The following is an 18,547-nucleotide window of genomic DNA, read 5'->3' as shown; positions in this document are numbered from 1 at the left end:
TTGTTCCGGGCGCCAACGCACAATCATTGTTCCGGGCGCCAACGCACAATCATTGTTCCGGGCGCCAACGCCCCATGCCGAGAAAGACCATCACCAGTTGCCGTTCGGTGCGAGTGACGATCTCCTGTTCGGCGTCGCGTCCGCGGCGATCACCGTCAAGCAGGTCGGCGACGGCGGTGAGCATGATCGTGACGATGAGTTCGGCGGCCAGTTCGAGGTCCTGCGGCTGCCACTGCGCGAGATCGGGTAGCCGCGACAAATCGATGGCCAGTTCCTTGGAGAAGAGCCGCAACTCGGTGTCGATGGCGCGACGGATCTCGGCGACACCGCCGTGCTGCTCCCGGACCAGGAAGCGGAACGCGGTCTCGTTGTCATGGACGTGCCGCAGCAGTATGGCCAGTGAATTCTGTGCGGTCGGCAACGCCTGCCGCGCCGCGAGGTCACGCCTGCCCTCCCGCAGGGTTCGGCGCAGGATACGCATCGAGTCCTCGACCAGGGTGACGCCGAGATCCTCCATCGAGGCGAAGTGCCGATAGAACGCGGTCGGCACGATACCGGCGCCTCGGGCGACCTCACGCAGGCTGATGGTGGCGAAGCTACGTTCACTCACCAGCTCCAGGGTGGTGTCGAGCAGCGCCTGCCGTGTCCGGTTCTTTTTGTCGGCGCGGCTCTCGGTGTCCGAATCCCGCGCGGCGCGCGTCGAAGTACGTCGGGTTCGGGTCACCGGGTGAGTCTATCGCGGCGCGTGCCGGCGCCCGGAGCAGCTCAGGGCAGGAAGACCAGGCGTCCGACGGTGGTGCCCGCACCGAGTCGACTCAGACCATCGGCCACATCGGTGAACGCGAGTCGCTCCGAGATCAGCGGTGTGACCAGGCCCTTGTCGGCCAGTCGCAGTAGCTCGGCATGGCAATCGTCGATGACCTCCGGATTCTTGGTCTGATAGAGCCCCCAATGCAGCCCGACGATCGAGTAGTTCTTGATCAGCGCGTGATTGAGCGCCGGTTGCGGAATGGTGCCGCCGGCGAATCCGATCACGACGATCCGGCCCTCGAATGCGATGCACTTCGTCGAGCCCGCGTATGCGTCGCCGCCGACGGGGTCGAAGACGATGTCGGCGCCGTGTCCATCGGTGAATTCCTTGACCGCGGCGACGAAGTCCTCGGTACGCCGGTTGACGACGAGGTCGGCACCCAGTTCACGGACGTACTGCTCCTTCCGGTCGTCGCCCACCACTCCGACGACGCGGGCTCCGGCCGCCTTGCCGAGTTGGACGGCGGCACTGCCCACGCCACCGGCCGCGGCATGTACCAGCAGGACATCGCCGGCCGAGATCTGGGTGCGGCGGTGCAGGGCAAACCAGGCGGTCTGGTAGCCGATGGTCAGAGCTGCGGCCTCCGCGTCGTCGAGCGCACCGGGCGCGGCGAAGACCGATCTCTGCTGCATCAGCGCGTATTCGGCGAAGGCGCCGCCAGGCAAGATCGGCGTGCCGACGACGCGGTCTCCGACGACCGCGCGGGTGACGTCGTCGCCGATCTCGACGACCTCACCGCACAATTCGACACCCGGTGTGATCGGCAACGGCGGCTTGATCTGGTACTCGCCTCGACACAGCAGCACGTCGGGGAAGTTGGCCGGTGCGGCAAGGATCTTCACCTTCACCTGGCCGGGTCCGGGCGTGGGTTCATCGATCTCATCGAGACGCAGGACGTCGGCGGGTTCGCCGAGGTGGTGTACTCGCCAGCTCTTCATCAGGGTGTCTCCTCGAAAGGTGGTGCGTGGATCTGTTATTCGTGGTGCCGGGTCAGTTCGGGGGCAGGCCGACGAGTTCGGCAAGGCGGGCCCGATGCCAGTAGCCGTCGCCGAGTGCGATCTGATCGGCCTTCGCGCGCTTGAGGTACAGGTGCGCGGGGTACTCCCACGTCATGCCGATCCCGCCATGCAGTTGCACACATTCCTCGGCGGCCCTGACCGCGGTATCGCCGCAGTATGACGCCGCGACATGCGCGGCGATTCCGGCGTCGTCGTCGGCGCGGGCAATGGTGTCGGCGGCGTAGCGGGCCGCGGCACCCGCCGAGCTGACCTCCAGCCACAGATCGGCCATTCGGTGCTTGATCGCCTGGTAGGAGCCTATCTGACGGCCGAACTGCCTGCGATCCTTCACATATGCCAGCGTGGTGTCGAAGCACCACTGGGCGACCCCCAACTGTTCGGAGGCCAGCAACGCCGAGGCCGTCCGCATTGCGGTGCGGAGCGCATGATCGGGATCGCGTGTGTCGACGCGCCGGGAGGGGGCGGCGGTGAACTCCACATCCGCCAGCGGACGGGTCATGTCGAGGGCGAGGACCGGACGTACCTGCACACCGGGCGAATTCGTCTCCACCACATGCAGTTCGGTGCCGGCATCGCCGGTTGCCGGGATCACCAGGATGTCGGCCTCCGCGGCACCGGTGACGGTGTCGACGCGCCCGGACACGGTGCCGTCGTGCGTGCTCACCACCGGGTCGACGTACGCCGCCGAGAACGGCACCACGAGGGCCGCGGTGATCGCACCCTCCGCGAGTCGCGCAACGGTGTCGGTGTCACCGGCAGTGAGCAGTGCCAGTGTCGCCAGTACCGCCGACGAGAGGTAGGGCACCGGAGCGACGGCTCGGCCGATCTCCTCGCAGACGACGGCCGCCTCGCGCGCGGATGCCCCTGCGCCGCCGAGGGTTTCCGGAACGAGGATGCCGGCGAGCCCGAGGTCGACGGCGAGGGTCTTCCACACTCCGCTGACGTCGGGCGCCGGGTTGTCATAGGAGCCCATCACGACGTCGGTCGGGAGACGGTCGGCGAACAGCCGACGCACCGAATCTCGCAGCGCGACTTCGGTGTCGGAGTAGTCGAGATCGGCTGCGGCAGGCTGGGCGATCATCGCGGCAGGTCCTTCCAGGCGACGTCTTTGTCGACGCGGTGTTCGGGGGGCAGACCCAGTACGCGCTCGGCGACGACGTTGCGCAGGATCTCCGAGGTTCCGCCCTCGATCGAATTACCCTTGGCGCGCAAGTAGCGGTAACCGGCGTCACGACCGGTGAAGTCCACGCTCTCGGGTCGGCGCAGTGACCAGTCGTCGTAGCGCAGGCCGGCGGCACCGGAGATCTCGAGATCGAAGCCCGAGATCTGTTGGGCCTGACGGGCAAAGGCCAGCTTCATCGCCGATCCCTCGGGTCCGGGTTGACCCGCTGCGAGTTGACCGCGGAGTCGTTCACCGGTGAGTCGGGTGACCTCGGCATCGACCCAGAGGCGCATCAGGGTGTCGAGTTTCGACGGATCGCGGACATCGGGGTCGACACGCCAGCGGTCAGTGAGCTTGCCGATCATGCCGCCTTCGCGTGGCGCACCCGAACCGATGGCGACGCGCTCGTTGTTGAGCGTCGTGGTGGCCACCCGCCAACCGTTACCGACGTCGCTGATGCGGTTGGCGTCCGGGATGCGAACGTCGGTGAGGAACACCTCGTTGAACTCGGCTTCGCCGGTGATCTGACGCAGCGGCCGGATCTCGATACCGGGGTCGGCCATGTCGACGATGAAGTAGGTCAGCCCGGCATGTTTGGGCGCCGACGGGTCGGTGCGTGCCACCAGTATGGCGCGCTGGGCGTTGTGCGCGCCGGAAGTCCAGACCTTCTGCCCGTTGACGATCCACTCGTCTCCGTCCCGGACGGCGCGCGTGGCGACCGCGGCGAGGTCGGACCCGGCACCGGGTTCGCTGAAGAGTTGACAGTAGATGTGTTCACCGGTGTAGAGCGGACGCAGGAACCTGGCGCGTTGTTCCTCGGTGCCGAGCGCGGCGATGGTCGGCGCGGCCATTCCCAGTCCGATCCCGTTGCGCGCCTTGGCAGGTCCCGGTGCACCGGCCGCATCCACGGCGGCGTCGACCTGCGCCTGGTGGCTCTGCGCAATACCCAGACCGCCGTGCCCTTTCGGAAAGTGCACCCAGGCCAGCCCGGCGTCGAATCGCGCACCCAGGAAGTCGGCTGCCGGCGTGGTGGCCGGGTCGTGCGTGTCGAGGAGTTCCATCACCCGGGTGCGCAGTTCGGTCTCGACCGCTTCGGCAGACTGGTCCACGAGGTCTCCTGATGTCGTGCAGCGGTTGTCAGTGTGCGGCAAGGGCGTCGGATCGATACGGCGCGGCATCCCCGAGATGCTGACCCCCGTCGACGATCATGATTTCGCCGGTCATCCAGGACGCCACATCGGAGGCGAGATAGGTGATGGCGGAGGCGATGTCGTCGGGTTCACCGATGCGGCCGAGAGCAGTCGCGTCGGCCACCTGGGCCTCATGCTCCTTCCAGAGCGCCTCGGCCAGGCGGGTGCGCACAACGCCCGGTGCGACGGCGTTGACCCGGACTCGAGGTGAGAGTTCCAGTGCCAGTTGTTTGGTCGCATAGATCAGAGCGGCTTTGGTCGTGTTGTAGAGCCCGATCATCGGCTCGTGACCGAGACCGCCGATGGAGGCGGTGTTGATCACCGAGCCGCCATGCTCCCCCATCCACTTCTCGACGGCGATGGCCGTCCACATCAGTGGGCCCCAGACATTGACGTCCATGATCTTGGCGAACCGCGCGTGGTCCTGTGCGATCAGCGGCCCGTACGCGGGGTTGCTTCCCGCGTTGTTGACCAGGATGTCAACGGAGCCAAAGCACTCGATTGTCTTCTCGATACACGCGCGGGCCTGGTCCTCCTCGGCCGCGTGCGCACCGATGCCGAGCACGTCCGGTCCGATCTCCCGCGCGGCGGCCTCAGCCGCGTCGGCCTTTCGGGACGTCACCACAACATTGGCACCCGCCGCGGCCAAAGCTGTGGCGGCGGCGAATCCGATCCCGCGCGACGCGCCGGTGACCACCGCGGTCCGGCCTGTCAGATCTGCGAGCGACATGCACTTTCACCTTTCAACAGTGACCTGGGTCTCTCCATCATCTATAGTTGAAGTCGGAATCAAGTTCAACTCATGGCATCCCCACACCCACACAGGAGGCGTCCATGCCCGCACTCACACTGCCCGTCCGGCCCGCCAACGCCGCCGACCTGCGATCACTGATCGGCGTCGAACTGGGACCCACACCGTGGTACGAGGTGAGTCAGAACCGGGTGAACGCGTTTGCCGACGCCACCGATGACCATCAGTGGATTCACATCGATCCGGCCCGCGCCGCGGGGAGTCCACTCGGAACGACCATCGCCCACGGCTTGCTGTCCCTGTCGCTCGGCCCGCATCTGTCAGGGCAACTGCTGCGGTTCGACGGCTTTGCGCATTCATTGAACTACGGCTACAACAAGGTTCGCTTTCCGGCACCCGTGCCGGTGGGTTCTCGCGTACGCATGCGGGTGTCGGTTATCTCGGCCGACGAGGTTACCGGCGGGATTCAAGTGGTCACCTCGCAGATCCTCGAGTGCGAGGGATCGGACAAGCCGGTGATGGTGGCCGAGTCTCTCGGCCGGGTCGTCGCCGCCGATTCCTGATGGCCGCCAGTACGATTCACCAATTCTGATCTCGCCAATTCATCGGAGTACCGGCTATGCCTTCAGTCCTCGACCCTGTCCGCCACCACGCCGTCACCACCCCGGAAGCGGTCGCGCTCCGCGCGGAAGGGACGCGCTGGTCCTATCGCGATCTGTACGAGACGACGCTGACGTATGCGGGCGGTCTCCTCACAGCGGGAGTGCGCCCGGGTGACCGGGTACTTCTCGCCGCACCGTCGGTGCCCGAGTTCGCCGTCGCCTATCTCGGCGTGCAGGCGCTCGGCGCGACCGTCATCACGGTGAACACCATGTCGACCGCGGCGGAGATCGAGTACTTCTTGGTCAATTCCTCTGCTGCACTCGCCATTCGATGGCACGAGCTCGGCCAGGCGGTCTCCGACGCCGCCCACGCCGTTGACGTGGACGTGATCGACCTCCTGCCCGGCGCACCGTCCGGCGACCGTCGCATCGACGCTCCCGCCGACCGCGAGCCCGAGGACACCGCGGCGATCCTGTACACCTCGGGCACCACCGGGAAGCCCAAGGGCGCGGAATTGACCGTGGGCAATCTCCTTGCGGCGGGACAGATCGCGGCGTCCTTGAGTCGCGGTACCGCCGATGACCGCATCGGCACCGGCCTGCCACTGTTCCACGTGTTCGGCCAGGCCTCGGTGATGATGGCCGGCTTCACCTCGGGCGCAGCGATCTCACTCCTGCCGCGGTTCACTCCCGACGGAATGCTCGAGATGCTGCGTCGCGACCGTCTCACCATCATGTGTGGTGTACCCACCATGTGGAATGCCATGCTGCACAACGTCCCCGACGACGCCGCCGCCGACTTCGCACAGTTGCGGGTGGCGGTGTCGGGCGGCGCATCCTTGCCCGGCGACATCGCGACGGCGTTTGAGAAGCGATTCGACTGCACCCTCCTCGAGGGATACGGCTTGACCGAGACGACGGCGATGGCGACGTTCAACGACATCGATCGCGGCGCAAAGATCGGATCCACCGGAGCGGTGGCGCCACGTACCGCGATTGAAATCCGCGACAGCGATGGAAATCGCTGCGCGAACGGCATTGTCGGCGAGGTGTTCATCCAGGGCGACACGGTGATGAAGGGCTATTGGCAGATGCCCGAAGCCACCGCGGCCGTTCTGTCACCGGACGGCTGGTTCCGGACCGGCGATCTCGGCGCGTTCGACGACGACGGCGATCTCCGGATCGTCGACCGCGTCAAAGATCTCATCATCCGGGGCGGGTACAACGTGTATCCCGGCGAGGTCGAAGAAGTGCTGTACGCGCACCCGGACGTTGTGGAGGCGGCCGTCATCGGGATCGCCGACGATCACTACGGCGAGGAAGTGGCAGCAGTCGTGGCCCTTCGACCCGACGCGGCCGTCACCGGCGAAGAGATCACCGCGTGGTGCCGGGAGCGACTCTCCGCGTACAAGATTCCGCGAATCGTCGCGTTCACCGACGCCCTACCCAAGGGCTCCACCGGCAAGATCCTCAAACGACAGATCGACCGAACCACACTTCGCCGGCCGGTCGCGCACTCATCCGCCGGCTGAGTCCCGATCACTCTCCCCGCCCGCGTTCAGGCACATCCGCGCCCGTCGCGTGTCCCACCCGTCGGCCGAGACACTAGACCGCCGGTCGAGCCGGGCAGAGCGCCAACCGCCGCGTTGAGCTCCGCCGAAACGACGCCCGTAGCCGACGCCGCCGACATCGACGACTCGGCAAGTTCGGACGCTGACAGCGAGTGCGACCACGAGGGCGGGTCACCGACCGAACCGACCAGGCGTCGACGAATACGATTCAGGCGCTGCCCAATCCGATCCCGTCAAGCCTCGACCGCTCGATCAGCGGGATGGTCCCGACGCCGTGGGCGGCGAGCGCTCAGAGGTATCTGGTGTCACCGATACCGGGGAGATCGAACTGGTCGTCTTCGACGGAGACGGTGTTGCGATCACCGACGATCCCGACGACCCCGACACCACTGCCGGGCTGGATCATGCGTCGCGTACGCGGATCACCATCCACGACACGACCAACGGGACGGGCGGCTCGACCAGCAGATGGGCTGGACCAGCGACAGGATGTGCGGCCGCACCCCCGTCAACCTCAGGTCAGTGGCGGTTCCGTGATCTCGCCAGTTGTCGAATCCACTCACGTGAGGTCGCCGGATCGATGACGTCGTCGAGTTCGAAGGTGGTGGCCGACTGCAGCGCCTTACCATGTGCGTACGCCCCGGCGAGGAGCTCGTCGAAGAGCGCAGCACGCTCGCCAGGATCGGTCACCGCTTCGAGTTCCTTCCGAAATCCCAGCCGCACCGAGCCTTCCAAACCCATGGCGCCGATCTCACCCGTCGGCCACGCCACCGTGAACTCGGGTGCGTGGAACGAGCCGCCGGCCATGGCCATCGCGCCGAGACCGTAGCCCTTGCGGAGAATGATCATGCCGAACGGGACCGTCAGTCGCGCCCCGGCAATGAACATGCGCCCGAACCGGCGCACCGTGGCGTCCTTCTCGGATTCGGGACCGACCATGAAACCCGGTGTGTCGCAGAGTGTCACAACAGGAAGTCGGTGCGCCTCGCAGAGCCCGAGGAACTCGGTGGCCTTATCCGCGGCCTCGGCATCGATCGCACCACCCAGGTGCGCATTGGAGTTTGCAAGGACACCGTAGGCCACACCCTCGACCCGGATCAGTGCGGTGACCATGCCGACGCCGTAGTCACGCCGCAACTCGAGTACCGATCCGACGTCGGCCACCGCATCGATGGCGGATCGGATAGCGTAGGCGCGTAACCGATTCTCCGGGACCACATGTCGGGCCAGGCGTACATCGGGTGCCTCCCATTCGTCACGATCCCCTTGGAAATACGAGAGGTATCGTCGTGCAATGGCGACGGCGTCGGCCTCGTCGCGCGCCGCGACGTGGACCACTCCGTTTCGCGATTGCACATCGACGGGTCCGATCTCCTCGGGCCGGAACACACCGAGTCCGCCACCCTCGACCATCGCCGGCCCGCCCATGCCGATGTTGGCGTCGCGGGTGGCGATGAGAACATCACACGCACCGGCCAGAGCGGCGTTCCCGGCGAAACATCGCCCCGACACGATGGCCACGGTGGGAACGACGCCGCGCAATCCGGCCATCGAGCGGAAGGTATCGAGTTCCAGTCCCGCGGCGCCGAGCGCATCGGTATCGCCGGGACGACCGCCACCACCTTCGGCGAAAAGCACCAACGGAATCCGCTTGCGCCTGGCGATCTCGAGTAGACGGTCGGTCTTGGCGTGATTGCGCATCCCCTGGGTACCGGCGAGGACGGTGTAGTCATACGAGATCACCACCGCCTCCGCGGTCGCCGCACCCACCTGATCGGCACCTATCGTGGCCACACCGCCCACGAGGCCGTCGGCCGGTGTGTTGGCGACCAGGTCCTCTTCACTGCGACGGGTGCGCTGGGCGGCCAACGCCAACGCACCGTACTCGGTGAAACTTCCCTCGTCGACCAGATCGGAAATGTTCTCACGCGCCGTGCGACGCCCCTGGGCATGTCGCTTAGCCACCGCCTCGGGGCGAGCGTCGTCCCGGGTGACATCGTGTCGTCGAAGGATCTCGGCGAGATCCTCGCGGACCTCGTCGGGATCGATCACATCGACATCGACCGCGACGGCCCCATCAACGCCGGCCAGGATCACCAATGACTCACCAACAGGTACCGCCCGGTGAGGGACGCCCAGCACCCGTCGAATTTCAACCGAATGGGGCAGCGACACAACGTGTTCCATCTTCATCGCTTCGAGGACCACGATCGGCGCTTGCGCGGGAATGACGGTGCCGACGGTCGGCAGATCGACCACCACTCCGGCCATCGGCGCGGTCAGTACCTGCTCGTCCGCCCCGACCTGCACCTGGTCCCGACACACCGATGGACCATCGGCGAGCGACTCCTCCGGTACCAAGTCTGCGATTCGACGCTCGAGGTAGTCGGTGCCGACAGCACCCACGCCGAACTCCTTGTCTGCCAACACCGCACGCAGCACCGCAATCGTGGTCGAGACACCGTCGATGGCAAAGTCCGCCAACGCGGCGTCGACTTTGCGGACGGCTGCGGCGAAATCGTCGTGACGTACGTGGCCGATCACCTTGGCCAGCAACGAGTCGTAGCGTGGGCTGATCACCAAACCGGGACGGCCATAGGTATCGACGCGGATCCCGGGGCCGGTCGGTGGCGAGAACACCGTCAACGCACCGGAATCGGGGGTGGTGGCCGCATCGGGTCCGATGGTCTCGGTATTGATGCGAGCCTGGATCGCGATTCCGTGGCTTGATGCCACCGTCCCCGACACCTGATCGCCCACCGCGGTCACACCGGCGGGCAACCCCAATTCGTCGAGAGCACACCCCTCGGCGACCCGCAGCCCCACCTCCACGAGGTCGATTCCGGTCACCTCTTCGGTGATGGTGTGCTCCACCTGAATTCGTGGGTTGACCTCCAGGAAGACGAACGTATCACCGGTGACCAGGAATTCGACGGTGGCCAATCCGCGATACCCATTCTGAGCGCACAGGGTCACCGCCGACCGATGCAACGCGGACCGCACGTCCGCGTCAAGACCCGGTGCCGGAGCGATCTCCACGAGCTTCTGCCGGCGCCGCTGCACGCTGCAGTCGCGGTCGCCGATCGCCAGAGCGTGTGCCACCCCGGCGTCGTCGCGCGCAGCGACCACCTGCACCTCGATGTGGCGTGCTCCGCGGAGTAGTTCCTCGGCGAACAACGATCCGTCGCCGAAGCCCATCTCCGCCTCGGAAGTGCACACCCGGAATGCCTCACCGAGATCGGCGGGGTCGGTCACCGGTCGCGTTCCGCGGCCACCGCCGCCGGCGATCGCCTTGAGCATGATTCCGGCCGGATGAGCGAGCAGAAACCGTTGCGCGGTGGCCTCGTCGATTCCGCCGCCGGTGGCCTCGAGAACCGGCACGCCTGCGGCGACTGCCGCCGAGCGGGCGGCCGCCTTGTCTCCGAACAACTCGAGTATCTCGGCGTCCGGGCCGACGAAGTTCAGTCCGGCCTCGACACAGGCACGCGCGAATTCGGCGGACTCACTGAGGAATCCGTAGCCCGGGTGGATGAGTGTCGCGCCGGCGTTCACGGCCGACGCCACCATCGCCGTGATGTTCAGGTAGGCCGATGCACCGACACCGGGCAGGGCCATCGCGATCGACGCCGCGGATACGTGTGGGGCGTCGGCGTCGTCTGCTGCGTAGACGGCGACGGTGACGTATCCCAGTTCCCTGGCCGTGCGAATGATCCGCAAGGCGATCTCGCCCCGATTGGCGACGAACACCGTCGCCGGCGTCGCAACCGTCATGTCACGCTCCCTCGCTCGTGCTGTCAGATCATCCTCGCGCAGCCCGCCCGGTCGTCGACGGCGGGTTCCGCATGTGGCACACACCGCGACGTCCACCGGTCACCCGGTGGACGTCGGAGCCCGTGCGTGTCTCAGACCGCGCGCGCCAGTCCCGGGAGTGCCCGCGGGTCGCTGAGGACCGACGCCGGATTGGTTTCACGCAGACGCCATGCCGAGGCGAAGGTGATCACACCCATCAGCGCCACGAACCCGGCGACCAGCGTCGTGGTGCCGGTCTCCTCGATCAGTGCGGTCATGATGAACGGCGTGCCACCGCTGATCGTGATGGCGGCGAGCTGGTAGGCCAGCGACGCTCCCGAGTACCGAACGTTCGGGGCGAACAACTCTCCCATGAACGCGGCGATCGGTCCGTAGGTCATCGACTGGAAGATCGATCCGACGGTGACCGCCACGAAGAACGCGGCGAGGTTGGCGGTGTTGACGAGCCAGAAGTACGGGAAGGCCCAGGCGACGATGCCGACCGCGCCCACCATGATCAAGGGCCGGCGGCCGATGCGGTCCGACATCCAGCCGGACCACGCCACGACCGGCACCGAGATCAGGCAGCTGAGCATCGACATGGTGAGCAGTTGGTTGCGGTTCATGTCCAGCGCGGCAGTGGCGTAGCTCAACACACCGGCGATCGAGATGTAGAACAGGGCGTTGGTGGCGGCGAGGAGACCGCAGCCGAGCAGGATGGTGCGCCAGCTCCCCCTGATCGCCTCCAGCAGTGGCGCCTGGGGTACGACCTCTTTGCCGGCAGCGACCTGCCGCTCGAGCTCCTTGAACTCCGGTGAGTCCTCGACGCGGGTCTGGATGAAATAGACCACCGGGAACAGCACCGCCGACAGCAGGAACGGTATCCGCCAACCCCAGGACAGGAACGCCTCGTTGGACACCGCCGAGCTGGTTCCGACGAAGATCAGATTGCCCAGCAGCACACCGAAACTGACGCCCATCTGGCCGAATGTCCCGGAGAATCCACGACGTTTGGGACTCGCCGACTCGGTGAGCAACAGCACGATGCCGCCCCACTGGCCGCCGCACGCCAGTCCCTGCGCGAATCGCAACAGCACCAGCAGGATCGGGGCGGCCACGCCGATCGCCCCGGCCGTGGGCAGACAGCCGATGAGGAAGGTGCACGCCCCCATCACGAACAGGGAGACGACCACCGCCGGTTTGCGACCGTACTTGTCGCCGTAGTGACCCGCGATCAGACCGCCGATGGGCCGTGCAACGAATCCGGCCCAGAACGTGCTGAAGGACAACAGTGTTGCCACGAACGGCGACGAACCGGGAAAGAAGATGTGCGGGAACACCAACGCGGCCGCGGTGCCGTAGAGGAAGAAGTCGTACCACTCGATCGAACTGCCGACGAGCCCGGCGGTCAGGAGTTTTCGGTGGGCGCGCGTGCCATGGGAATCGGAACTCGTCGGCGCCGCCACGCGTGCTCGTTCTGCGGATCTATCTGCTGCCATACCACTCTCCTGTGATTGTGCGGGACCAGGATGAAGTTGAGCTCAAATTCAACTCACGCCACTATCGCAAGCCGCGATAGTGATGTCAATCACTCACCGCGCCGCCTGTGACCAGACGGGAGGTCAGGGTTGTCGTTTTCCCTTGACGCGCGGGGCCCGGGTCATGCCAGACTGTTCGGAGTACAGCTGTTCACTCAAACGGAGTGTGACGAACGGAGCCAGCCCCATGAGCATCCGCTTTCCCGAACTCTTCTCCTCGATCGTCGAGGCCACCATGTCGCCGCATCCGGTCGACCGCTATCTCGAACTCGTCGACCCGATGCTCACCTGGCGCGACCTGCGTGCCCGGGTGACCCGCGTCGAGCATCCCACCCCTCGCACCGTGCGGCTGACCCTCACGCCAACGCGGCAGTGGAAGGGCCACGAGGCCGGACAGTTTGTCCAGCTCAACGTGGTAGTCGATGGTGTTCGACAGACCCGCTGCTTCTCCCCCGCCAACGCATCGGCCGGGCCGGACGGCACCGTGGAACTGACCATCACCGCTCATGACGACGGCTATGTCTCGCGACACCTGCGAGCACACGCCCGCGTCGGCGATGTCTACGGACTCTCCCAGGCATCCGGCGACTTCAGGCTACCGGCCGACGGTGTCGGGGCACCGGTCTTCATCAGCGGCGGCAGCGGCATTACACCTGCACTCTCAATGCTGCGTACGCTCGTGGCCAATGGCTATCGCGACACCATCACCTTCGTGCACTACGCGCGCACCCCGGCCGACCTCGCTTACCGGGCGGAGTTGTCCGCCCTGGCCGCGGTTCACCCGAATCTCGACCTGCGGATCTTCTACACCCGCGGTGGCGATGAGGGTGCCACCGGTCATTTCACGGCCACCCATCTCGACGACATCGCGGGACACGACGGTTCTGACGTCTTCGTCTGCGGCCCGGCTGCACTGATGGACGCCGTGTTCGAGTACTACGACACCCACAACCCGACGGCACGTGTGCACAGCGAGGCGTTCACTCTCGCAGCACCCATCGCCGTCGACCCCAACGAGCCCGTGCACGGCGAACTCACCTTCGCCCGTTCGGGCACGTCGGCGACCAACGACGGTCGCCCGATCCTCGACCAGGCCGAATCTGCCGGATTGACCCCGGAGTCGGGCTGCCGCATGGGGATCTGCTTTTCCTGCACCGCAATCAAGAAGTCGGGATGCACCCGCAATGTGCTGACCGGCGAGACCGATACCGAATCCGACACCCAGATCCAGTTGTGCATCAATGCACCCGTCGGCGACGTCGAAATCGAGGTTTAGACATGGCAACCAACATCGTTCCCACCAGCCCGGAGATCGTCGAGAGCACCCCGAATCTCCCCGCCTTGCAGGTTCTTCCGCCGACCCCGTCGGAGGACCGGAACACCGTGCACCTGAGTTACGAGCAGGTCGAGCAACTCGGCCGTGAGCTCGACGAGATCCGCGCCCGGGTCGTCGCCGACCTGGGCACCAAGGATCGTGAGTACCTCTACAAGATCATCCGCACCCAGCGCGGCCTCGAATTCACCGGGCGCGCACTGTTGTTCGCGGGCTTCTTCCCGCCGGCGTGGGTCGCCGGGGTGGCCGCGTTGTCGGTGTCGAAGATTCTCGACAACATGGAAATCGGCCACAACGTGATGCACGGCCAGTACGACTGGATGCGGGAGGACACCTACAATTCGCGTGAATTCGAGTGGGACAACGTGTGTCCCGGCGATCAGTGGAAGCACAGCCACAACTACCTGCATCACACCTTCACCAACATCCTCGGCGAGGATCGTGACATCGGCTACGGCATCCTGCGGATGGCGCGAGACCAGAAGTGGAATCCGTACTATCTGGGCAATCTCGGGTACGCTACGGCACTGATGCTGCTCTTCGAGTGGGGTGTCATGCTCCACGATCTCGAGGCCGAGAACCTCGTGGCCGGCAAGCGCAAGTGGAGCGACGTCAAGGGCCTGGTGAAGGGCATGTGGCGCAAGGCAAGTCGGCAGGTCCTCAAGGACTATGTGGTCTTCCCGGCACTGTCGGGCCCGATGTTCATCCCAACCCTGCTGGGCAACGCCACCGCGAACCTGGTGCGCAATGTGTGGGCGTACTCGATCATCTTCTGCGGCCACTTCCCCACCGGGGCGCAGACGTTCACCTCCGAGGAATGCCAGAACGAGACCCGTGGCCAGTGGTACCTGCGACAGATGCTCGGCTCGGCCAACATCGAGGGTGGTGAACTGTTCCACATCATGAGCGGCAACCTGTCGCACCAGATCGAGCATCACCTGTTCCCGGACATTCCGGCCAGCCGCTACCCCGAGATGGCCGCCGAGGTCCGCGAGGTGTGCGAACGCCACGGGCTGCCGTACAACACCGGTTCGCTGCGGCGTCAGCTCGGCTCGACGTGGATGAAGATCGCCAAGCTGTCGCTGCCGAACTTCATGACCCGCGACGACAATGACCTGAACGTCGTCGTCGAGCGGGAGAAGCCGGCCGGCGCAGCCTGAGAGCCACTCACCACGTCCGCCGGAGCCTGTGCCAACCAGCCAACGCCCGGCGGGCGCGGTGCGTCTGCACGACGAGGAGCGAGGAGCGAAGCGACGATGCGATGAGGACAATGCGATGAGGAGGAAGACGCGGTGCTGCCGGCCCGCCGGGCACGCGACGGCGGAGCCGGCGCCAACAAACACGAGTATCCTCAGCGGCGACTACCGCGTGGACGTTCGTCGTCGCGGTTTCCGGGGACAAGGAGACTGACAACTCATGGTCGATCGCATTGAACGCAATAAGGATCTGGTCCAGGAACTCGTCGAGTCGACTGCTACTCATGTGGGTCAGATCGCCACGATCATCACGTCCGCGGTGGCGGATGTCGCGCGGGAGATCGGCGAGATCATCACCGATGGGTTCGAGATGCGGGAGGCGGCGCAGAAGGCGAAGGCCGATGAGGCGCGCATCCTTGACGCCGATCTGGTGGACGACGTGGTCGATGACCTTCTGGATGCGGAACCCGCCGAGACCGACATTGGTGCGATCGAGGCCGATATCGAGGTGCCCAATCTCGAGGCGTCGATCGAGGCCCCGGTGGTGCCGCAGGATGTCGAGGATCTCGATTCCGACACCGACAGCCTGGGTTCCCCGGACGGTGGGGAGTCTGCGACTCTCGAGGGGATGATGGAGGCTCCGGTGGCCCCCACCGACGACTGAGGCACCTGTTCACCCCGTTTACCCTGCTCTTTCGGGGTTTCACGCACACTGAGTCAAAGATTTGGTGCCACTGGCGTACACACGTAGCTTGGTTCCGTTACGCAGTTTGAGCCAGGAGGTCAGTGTGTCGGCGCCGTCGGTGTTCACCTTCCCCAATCCGGTCAATGATTACGCAGCCCGTTCGACGGCGGGACTGGTGGTGGCGCTGGCCGTCGTGACGATCGTCGTCAACCACTGGGCGCTCTACGCGGTGCTGGCGGTCGGATTCCTGCTTCGGGTGCTGTCGGGACCCAAGCTGTCGCCGTTCGGCCAGCTGTCGGTACGGGTGATCGCGCCGAAGGTCTGGCGCAAGACGAAGTTGGTCCCGGGTCCACCGAAGCGGTTCGCGCAGGGCATCGGTTTGGCCGTCAGCACCACGGCGCTGGTACTCAGCCTGCTCGGGTTCGGTCTCGCCGCGCAGATCGTCGTCGGTGTCCTGATCGTCGCCGCGACACTCGAGTTCGCACTCGGATTCTGCCTGGGCTGCACCATCTTCGGTTTCCTCCAGCGTCGCGGGGTGATTCCCGAGGACGTTTGCGAGGCCTGCAACAACATCTCTTTGCGGACGCCGAGCGCTCCGGTGTCGTGAGTCGCGGCTGAGTGTCGGCGCTGCACTGGGTTGAGCGCTGCCGGTTCGACCGCGTCCGGTGAAGGATGTTGGCCCGGTAGGGTTTTCGGACCCACCAGCCGCCGCTCGACCAGCGGGCACCCGGAGCTCGACCAGCGACAGACCGTCAGTCGAGCAACCCCAAAGCGATCCCGTCGAGGATATCGTGTTCGCTGACGACGAGTTGGGTGATCCCGGCTCGCTCGGCGAGTTGCCGCGCCAACTCCATGGTCACCAGCGAACCGCCGCCGATCACGTCGACGCGACCGGGATGCATGGGCCCCAGTGCGGCGCGTTCGGCTCGTGTCATCGCCACCAGTCGACGGCAGACCGCGTCGAGGTCGTCGAGCGGCACGCTCGACAGGTGAATCACGTCGGAGTCGTATTCGGTCAAGCCGAGGTGCAGGGCCGCGAGGGTGGTCAGAGTGCCGGCGACGCCGACCCAGGTGTGGGCGCGCTCGACGGGCACCGCCGCGAATGCCGGTGCCAGCCGCTCCCGGATGAACTCCTCGGCGGCAGCGACCTCGCCGGCCGTCGGCGGGTCCGATGGCAACGCGCGTTCGGTGACGCGGACACATCCGATGTTCGCCGAGTACCCGGCGATCACCCCATGCCCGTCGCCGACGACCACCTCGGTGGAACCTCCGCCCAGATCGGTGACGACGAACGGCCCACGGGCCGAATCGAGTTCGCTCACCGCACCTCGAAACGAGAGGTGCGCCTCCTCGTCTCCGGAGATCACCTCGGCGACGGCGCCGGGCACCACGGCACCGAGCAACTGCGCCGTCATCGCGAAGAAGTCGTCGCGGTTCGACGCGTCCCGGGTGGCCGAGGTCGCCACCATCCGGACGCGTTCGACGCCGGCGGCCACCATCGCGTCGACGTAATCAGACAGAGCCGCCCGCGTCCGCTCGAGCGCCTCGTCGGCGAACATGCCGGTGGCGTCGACGCCCTGCCCGAGTCGGACGACCCGCATCTCGCGGCGGATGTCGACGAGTCGGCCGTCCTCGGTCGGACGCGCGATCAGCAGGCGGATGGAGTTGGTGCCGCAGTCGACAGCGCCGACGACGGTCATGACGGGTCACTCTCGGCCGGTGCGGTGTACGGCGGCCAGTCCGCCGGAATCACGCTACCGCGGAGACCGGAATCGGCTGCCAGCGCAACGGATTCGTCACCGAGCGGGTTGACCCCCGGCCCCTTCGCAAGGGAGTGGGCAATGAGCACGTGCAGGCACTTGACCCGGTCAGGCATCCCTCCGCCGGTGAAATCTGTTCCGAGACAGTCGATCTCGTCACGTTCGGCGAGGTAGGACTCGTGCGCTCGGCGATAGGCGGCGGCCAGCTGCGGATCCGTGGACAGCCGTGCGGTCATCTCCTTCATGACCCCGGCCGACTCCTGCCGGCTCGCTTCGGCGGTCAGCCGTGGATCGGTCAGGTAGTACAGGGTCGGAAACGGCGTGCCGTCGGGCAGACGCGGTCGCGTCTTGATGACCGCCGGCTGCCCATCGGGGGTGCGGTAGCTGACCTCGATCACTCCGCGCGGTTCACGTCCCAGCTGCGCGGTCACGATCGCCAGATCGTCGTCAGAGATGCTCACGAGTGGATAACCCTACCGGCCCGGCGAGGCGTCGCTCACCGGTCGTCGTCGGGCGGCGTCGACACCGACTCCCACAGATTGCCGTACCAGGGGTTGCGGGCGTGCTGCTCGGCGGCCTGCTGTTGCGCCTGCCGCTCCGCATCGCCGGGGTACATCATCACCAATGGGGTCTCGCCGGGGCGCACGAACTGCAGACGCGCCCTGGCCTGCGCCTCGACGTACGCCGGGTCGCCCTGCTCGTTCACCTTCTGCTGGTAGTAGGCCTCTTGTTCACGCAGTTGGGCGTTGGATTCGACGATCTGGTTGTACTCGGTGCGGCCCGCATAGTAGTTGCGCAGCGACGGAGCCAACGCCACGATCACGACACCGAGAACCAGCGCCAGAACCACCGCCCGCTTCGCATCCATCCGCCGGACCCGTCCGGCGATCGTCTGCGTGACGGGGGGCCGGCGTCGGGGAAGACGACTCGGCCGCGGCCGCTCCTCGGTGATCTCGTCGACGATCTCCACGTCATCGGAGTGGATCTCCTGCTCGCCGGTCTCGATCACCGAAACCGGACGACGCGACGTCGACGAGCGGCGGGCGCGGCGGGCTCGTTCCGTGGAACGCGAATCCCGAACGGATCCGTTCGCCCGCCGACGCCGATCGTCGCGGGAACGCCCATAGCCCTGTGCCATGG

Annotated in this window: 17 protein-coding genes; 6 read left to right on the top strand and 11 right to left on the bottom strand. The window is 66.2% G+C overall.

What is annotated here, in order from left to right:
• Nucleotides 1–49: 49 nt before the first annotated feature.
• Genes ACWDPV_RS14360 through ACWDPV_RS14340 form a run of 5 tightly spaced genes read right to left on the bottom strand, consistent with a single transcriptional unit; the run spans nt 50 to nt 4,912 of the window.
• Nucleotides 50–724, bottom strand: coding sequence for a TetR family transcriptional regulator (locus ACWDPV_RS14360; RefSeq protein WP_449743525.1), 675 nt, complete (start codon nt 722–724; stop codon nt 50–52).
• A 41-nt stretch (nt 725–765) separates the two neighbouring features.
• Nucleotides 766–1,749 (bottom strand): NADPH:quinone oxidoreductase family protein, encoded by a 984-nt coding sequence (locus ACWDPV_RS14355; RefSeq protein ID WP_449743524.1) that lies wholly within the window; start codon nt 1,747–1,749, stop codon nt 766–768.
• Between the two features lie 52 nt (nt 1,750–1,801).
• Nucleotides 1,802–2,911 (bottom strand): acyl-CoA dehydrogenase family protein, encoded by a 1,110-nt coding sequence (locus ACWDPV_RS14350; protein WP_449743523.1) that lies wholly within the window; start codon nt 2,909–2,911, stop codon nt 1,802–1,804.
• Nucleotides 2,908–4,143: an acyl-CoA dehydrogenase family protein gene (locus tag ACWDPV_RS14345; RefSeq protein WP_449743684.1), complete on the bottom strand. Its 1,236-nt coding sequence runs from the start codon at nt 4,141–4,143 to the stop codon at nt 2,908–2,910. Before ACWDPV_RS14345 ends, ACWDPV_RS14350 begins: the two co-directional genes overlap by 4 nt.
• Complete coding sequence (locus ACWDPV_RS14340; protein ID WP_449743522.1) at nt 4,130–4,912, bottom strand: SDR family oxidoreductase; 783 nt, start codon at nt 4,910–4,912, stop codon at nt 4,130–4,132. The genes ACWDPV_RS14345 and ACWDPV_RS14340 overlap by 14 nt, the downstream gene beginning before the upstream one ends.
• Before the next feature lie 104 nt (nt 4,913–5,016).
• Here ACWDPV_RS14340 and ACWDPV_RS14335 point away from each other — a divergent pair, with 104 nt between their 5' ends.
• Both ACWDPV_RS14335 and ACWDPV_RS14330 read left to right on the top strand, forming a co-directional pair.
• Entirely contained in the window at nt 5,017–5,496 is a 480-nt protein-coding gene (locus ACWDPV_RS14335; RefSeq protein WP_449743521.1) for a MaoC family dehydratase, read from the top strand.
• Between the two features lie 56 nt (nt 5,497–5,552).
• On the top strand, nt 5,553–7,067 hold the full coding sequence (locus ACWDPV_RS14330) for an AMP-binding protein (RefSeq protein WP_449743520.1): 1,515 nt from the start codon (nt 5,553–5,555) through the stop codon (nt 7,065–7,067).
• Nucleotides 7,068–7,395: 328 nt separating this feature from the next.
• Here ACWDPV_RS14330 and ACWDPV_RS14325 read toward each other — a convergent pair whose 3' ends face one another.
• From ACWDPV_RS14325 to ACWDPV_RS14315, 3 genes are all read right to left on the bottom strand, one after another.
• Nucleotides 7,396–7,539, bottom strand: coding sequence for a hypothetical protein (locus ACWDPV_RS14325; RefSeq protein WP_449743519.1), 144 nt, complete (start codon nt 7,537–7,539; stop codon nt 7,396–7,398).
• An 86-nt stretch (nt 7,540–7,625) separates the two neighbouring features.
• Complete coding sequence (locus ACWDPV_RS14320) at nt 7,626–10,877, bottom strand: carboxyl transferase domain-containing protein (RefSeq protein WP_449743518.1); 3,252 nt, start codon at nt 10,875–10,877, stop codon at nt 7,626–7,628.
• Between the two features lie 131 nt (nt 10,878–11,008).
• Complete coding sequence (locus tag ACWDPV_RS14315; protein ID WP_449743517.1) at nt 11,009–12,394, bottom strand: MFS transporter; 1,386 nt, start codon at nt 12,392–12,394, stop codon at nt 11,009–11,011.
• Between the two features lie 226 nt (nt 12,395–12,620).
• On the opposite strand from ACWDPV_RS14315, the gene ACWDPV_RS14310 reads away from it, so the two are divergent.
• The 4 genes from ACWDPV_RS14310 to ACWDPV_RS14295 all read left to right on the top strand — a co-directional run bounded on the left by ACWDPV_RS14310 (nt 12,621) and on the right by ACWDPV_RS14295 (nt 16,254).
• Nucleotides 12,621–13,709: a ferredoxin reductase gene (locus ACWDPV_RS14310; RefSeq protein WP_449743516.1), complete on the top strand. Its 1,089-nt coding sequence runs from the start codon at nt 12,621–12,623 to the stop codon at nt 13,707–13,709.
• Nucleotides 13,710–13,711: 2 nt separating this feature from the next.
• Nucleotides 13,712–14,926, top strand: a complete 1,215-nt coding sequence (locus ACWDPV_RS14305; RefSeq protein WP_449743515.1) for a fatty acid desaturase family protein — start codon at nt 13,712–13,714, stop codon at nt 14,924–14,926.
• A gap of 256 nt (nt 14,927–15,182) precedes the next feature.
• Complete coding sequence (locus ACWDPV_RS14300; protein WP_449743514.1) at nt 15,183–15,626, top strand: hypothetical protein; 444 nt, start codon at nt 15,183–15,185, stop codon at nt 15,624–15,626.
• A gap of 124 nt (nt 15,627–15,750) precedes the next feature.
• The gene (locus tag ACWDPV_RS14295) at nt 15,751–16,254 is read left to right on the top strand and encodes a DUF4395 domain-containing protein (RefSeq protein WP_449743513.1); all 504 of its coding nucleotides are present in this window, start codon (nt 15,751–15,753) and stop codon (nt 16,252–16,254) included.
• A 145-nt stretch (nt 16,255–16,399) separates the two neighbouring features.
• On the opposite strand, the gene ACWDPV_RS14290 is transcribed toward ACWDPV_RS14295, so the two are convergent.
• The 3 genes from ACWDPV_RS14290 to ACWDPV_RS14280 are packed head-to-tail and all read right to left on the bottom strand — an operon-like array spanning nt 16,400 to nt 18,545.
• The gene (locus ACWDPV_RS14290) at nt 16,400–17,347 is read right to left on the bottom strand and encodes a Ppx/GppA phosphatase family protein (RefSeq protein WP_449743512.1); all 948 of its coding nucleotides are present in this window, start codon (nt 17,345–17,347) and stop codon (nt 16,400–16,402) included.
• Nucleotides 17,344–17,868, bottom strand: coding sequence for a DUF501 domain-containing protein (locus tag ACWDPV_RS14285; RefSeq protein ID WP_449743511.1), 525 nt, complete (start codon nt 17,866–17,868; stop codon nt 17,344–17,346). Before ACWDPV_RS14285 ends, ACWDPV_RS14290 begins: the two co-directional genes overlap by 4 nt.
• Before the next feature lie 35 nt (nt 17,869–17,903).
• On the bottom strand, nt 17,904–18,545 hold the full coding sequence (locus tag ACWDPV_RS14280; protein WP_449743510.1) for an FtsB family cell division protein: 642 nt from the start codon (nt 18,543–18,545) through the stop codon (nt 17,904–17,906).
• Nucleotides 18,546–18,547: the final 2 nt, after the last annotated feature.

Source organism: Gordonia sp. NPDC003504, from assembly GCF_053587995.1.
This window is presented reverse-complemented; position numbering and strand designations above follow the sequence as displayed.

Excerpts from the sequence above, each read along its gene's own strand:
- ACWDPV_RS14290 (WP_449743512.1), bottom strand. The coding sequence starts at position 17,347 with ATGACCGTCGTCGGCGCTGTCGACTGCGGCACCAACTCCATCCGCCTG.
- ACWDPV_RS14280 (WP_449743510.1), bottom strand. The coding sequence starts at position 18,545 with ATGGCACAGGGCTATGGGCGTTCCCGCGACGATCGGCGTCGGCGGGCG.
- ACWDPV_RS14330 (WP_449743520.1), top strand. The coding sequence starts at position 5,553 with ATGCCTTCAGTCCTCGACCCTGTCCGCCACCACGCCGTCACCACCCCG.
- ACWDPV_RS14305 (WP_449743515.1), top strand. The coding sequence starts at position 13,712 with ATGGCAACCAACATCGTTCCCACCAGCCCGGAGATCGTCGAGAGCACC.
- ACWDPV_RS14310 (WP_449743516.1), top strand. The coding sequence starts at position 12,621 with ATGAGCATCCGCTTTCCCGAACTCTTCTCCTCGATCGTCGAGGCCACC.
- ACWDPV_RS14340 (WP_449743522.1), bottom strand. The coding sequence starts at position 4,912 with ATGTCGCTCGCAGATCTGACAGGCCGGACCGCGGTGGTCACCGGCGCG.
- ACWDPV_RS14320 (WP_449743518.1), bottom strand. The coding sequence starts at position 10,877 with ATGACGGTTGCGACGCCGGCGACGGTGTTCGTCGCCAATCGGGGCGAG.
- ACWDPV_RS14355 (WP_449743524.1), bottom strand. The coding sequence starts at position 1,749 with ATGAAGAGCTGGCGAGTACACCACCTCGGCGAACCCGCCGACGTCCTG.
- ACWDPV_RS14300 (WP_449743514.1), top strand. The coding sequence starts at position 15,183 with ATGGTCGATCGCATTGAACGCAATAAGGATCTGGTCCAGGAACTCGTC.
- ACWDPV_RS14350 (WP_449743523.1), bottom strand. The coding sequence starts at position 2,911 with ATGATCGCCCAGCCTGCCGCAGCCGATCTCGACTACTCCGACACCGAA.
- ACWDPV_RS14335 (WP_449743521.1), top strand. The coding sequence starts at position 5,017 with ATGCCCGCACTCACACTGCCCGTCCGGCCCGCCAACGCCGCCGACCTG.
- ACWDPV_RS14315 (WP_449743517.1), bottom strand. The coding sequence starts at position 12,394 with ATGGCAGCAGATAGATCCGCAGAACGAGCACGCGTGGCGGCGCCGACG.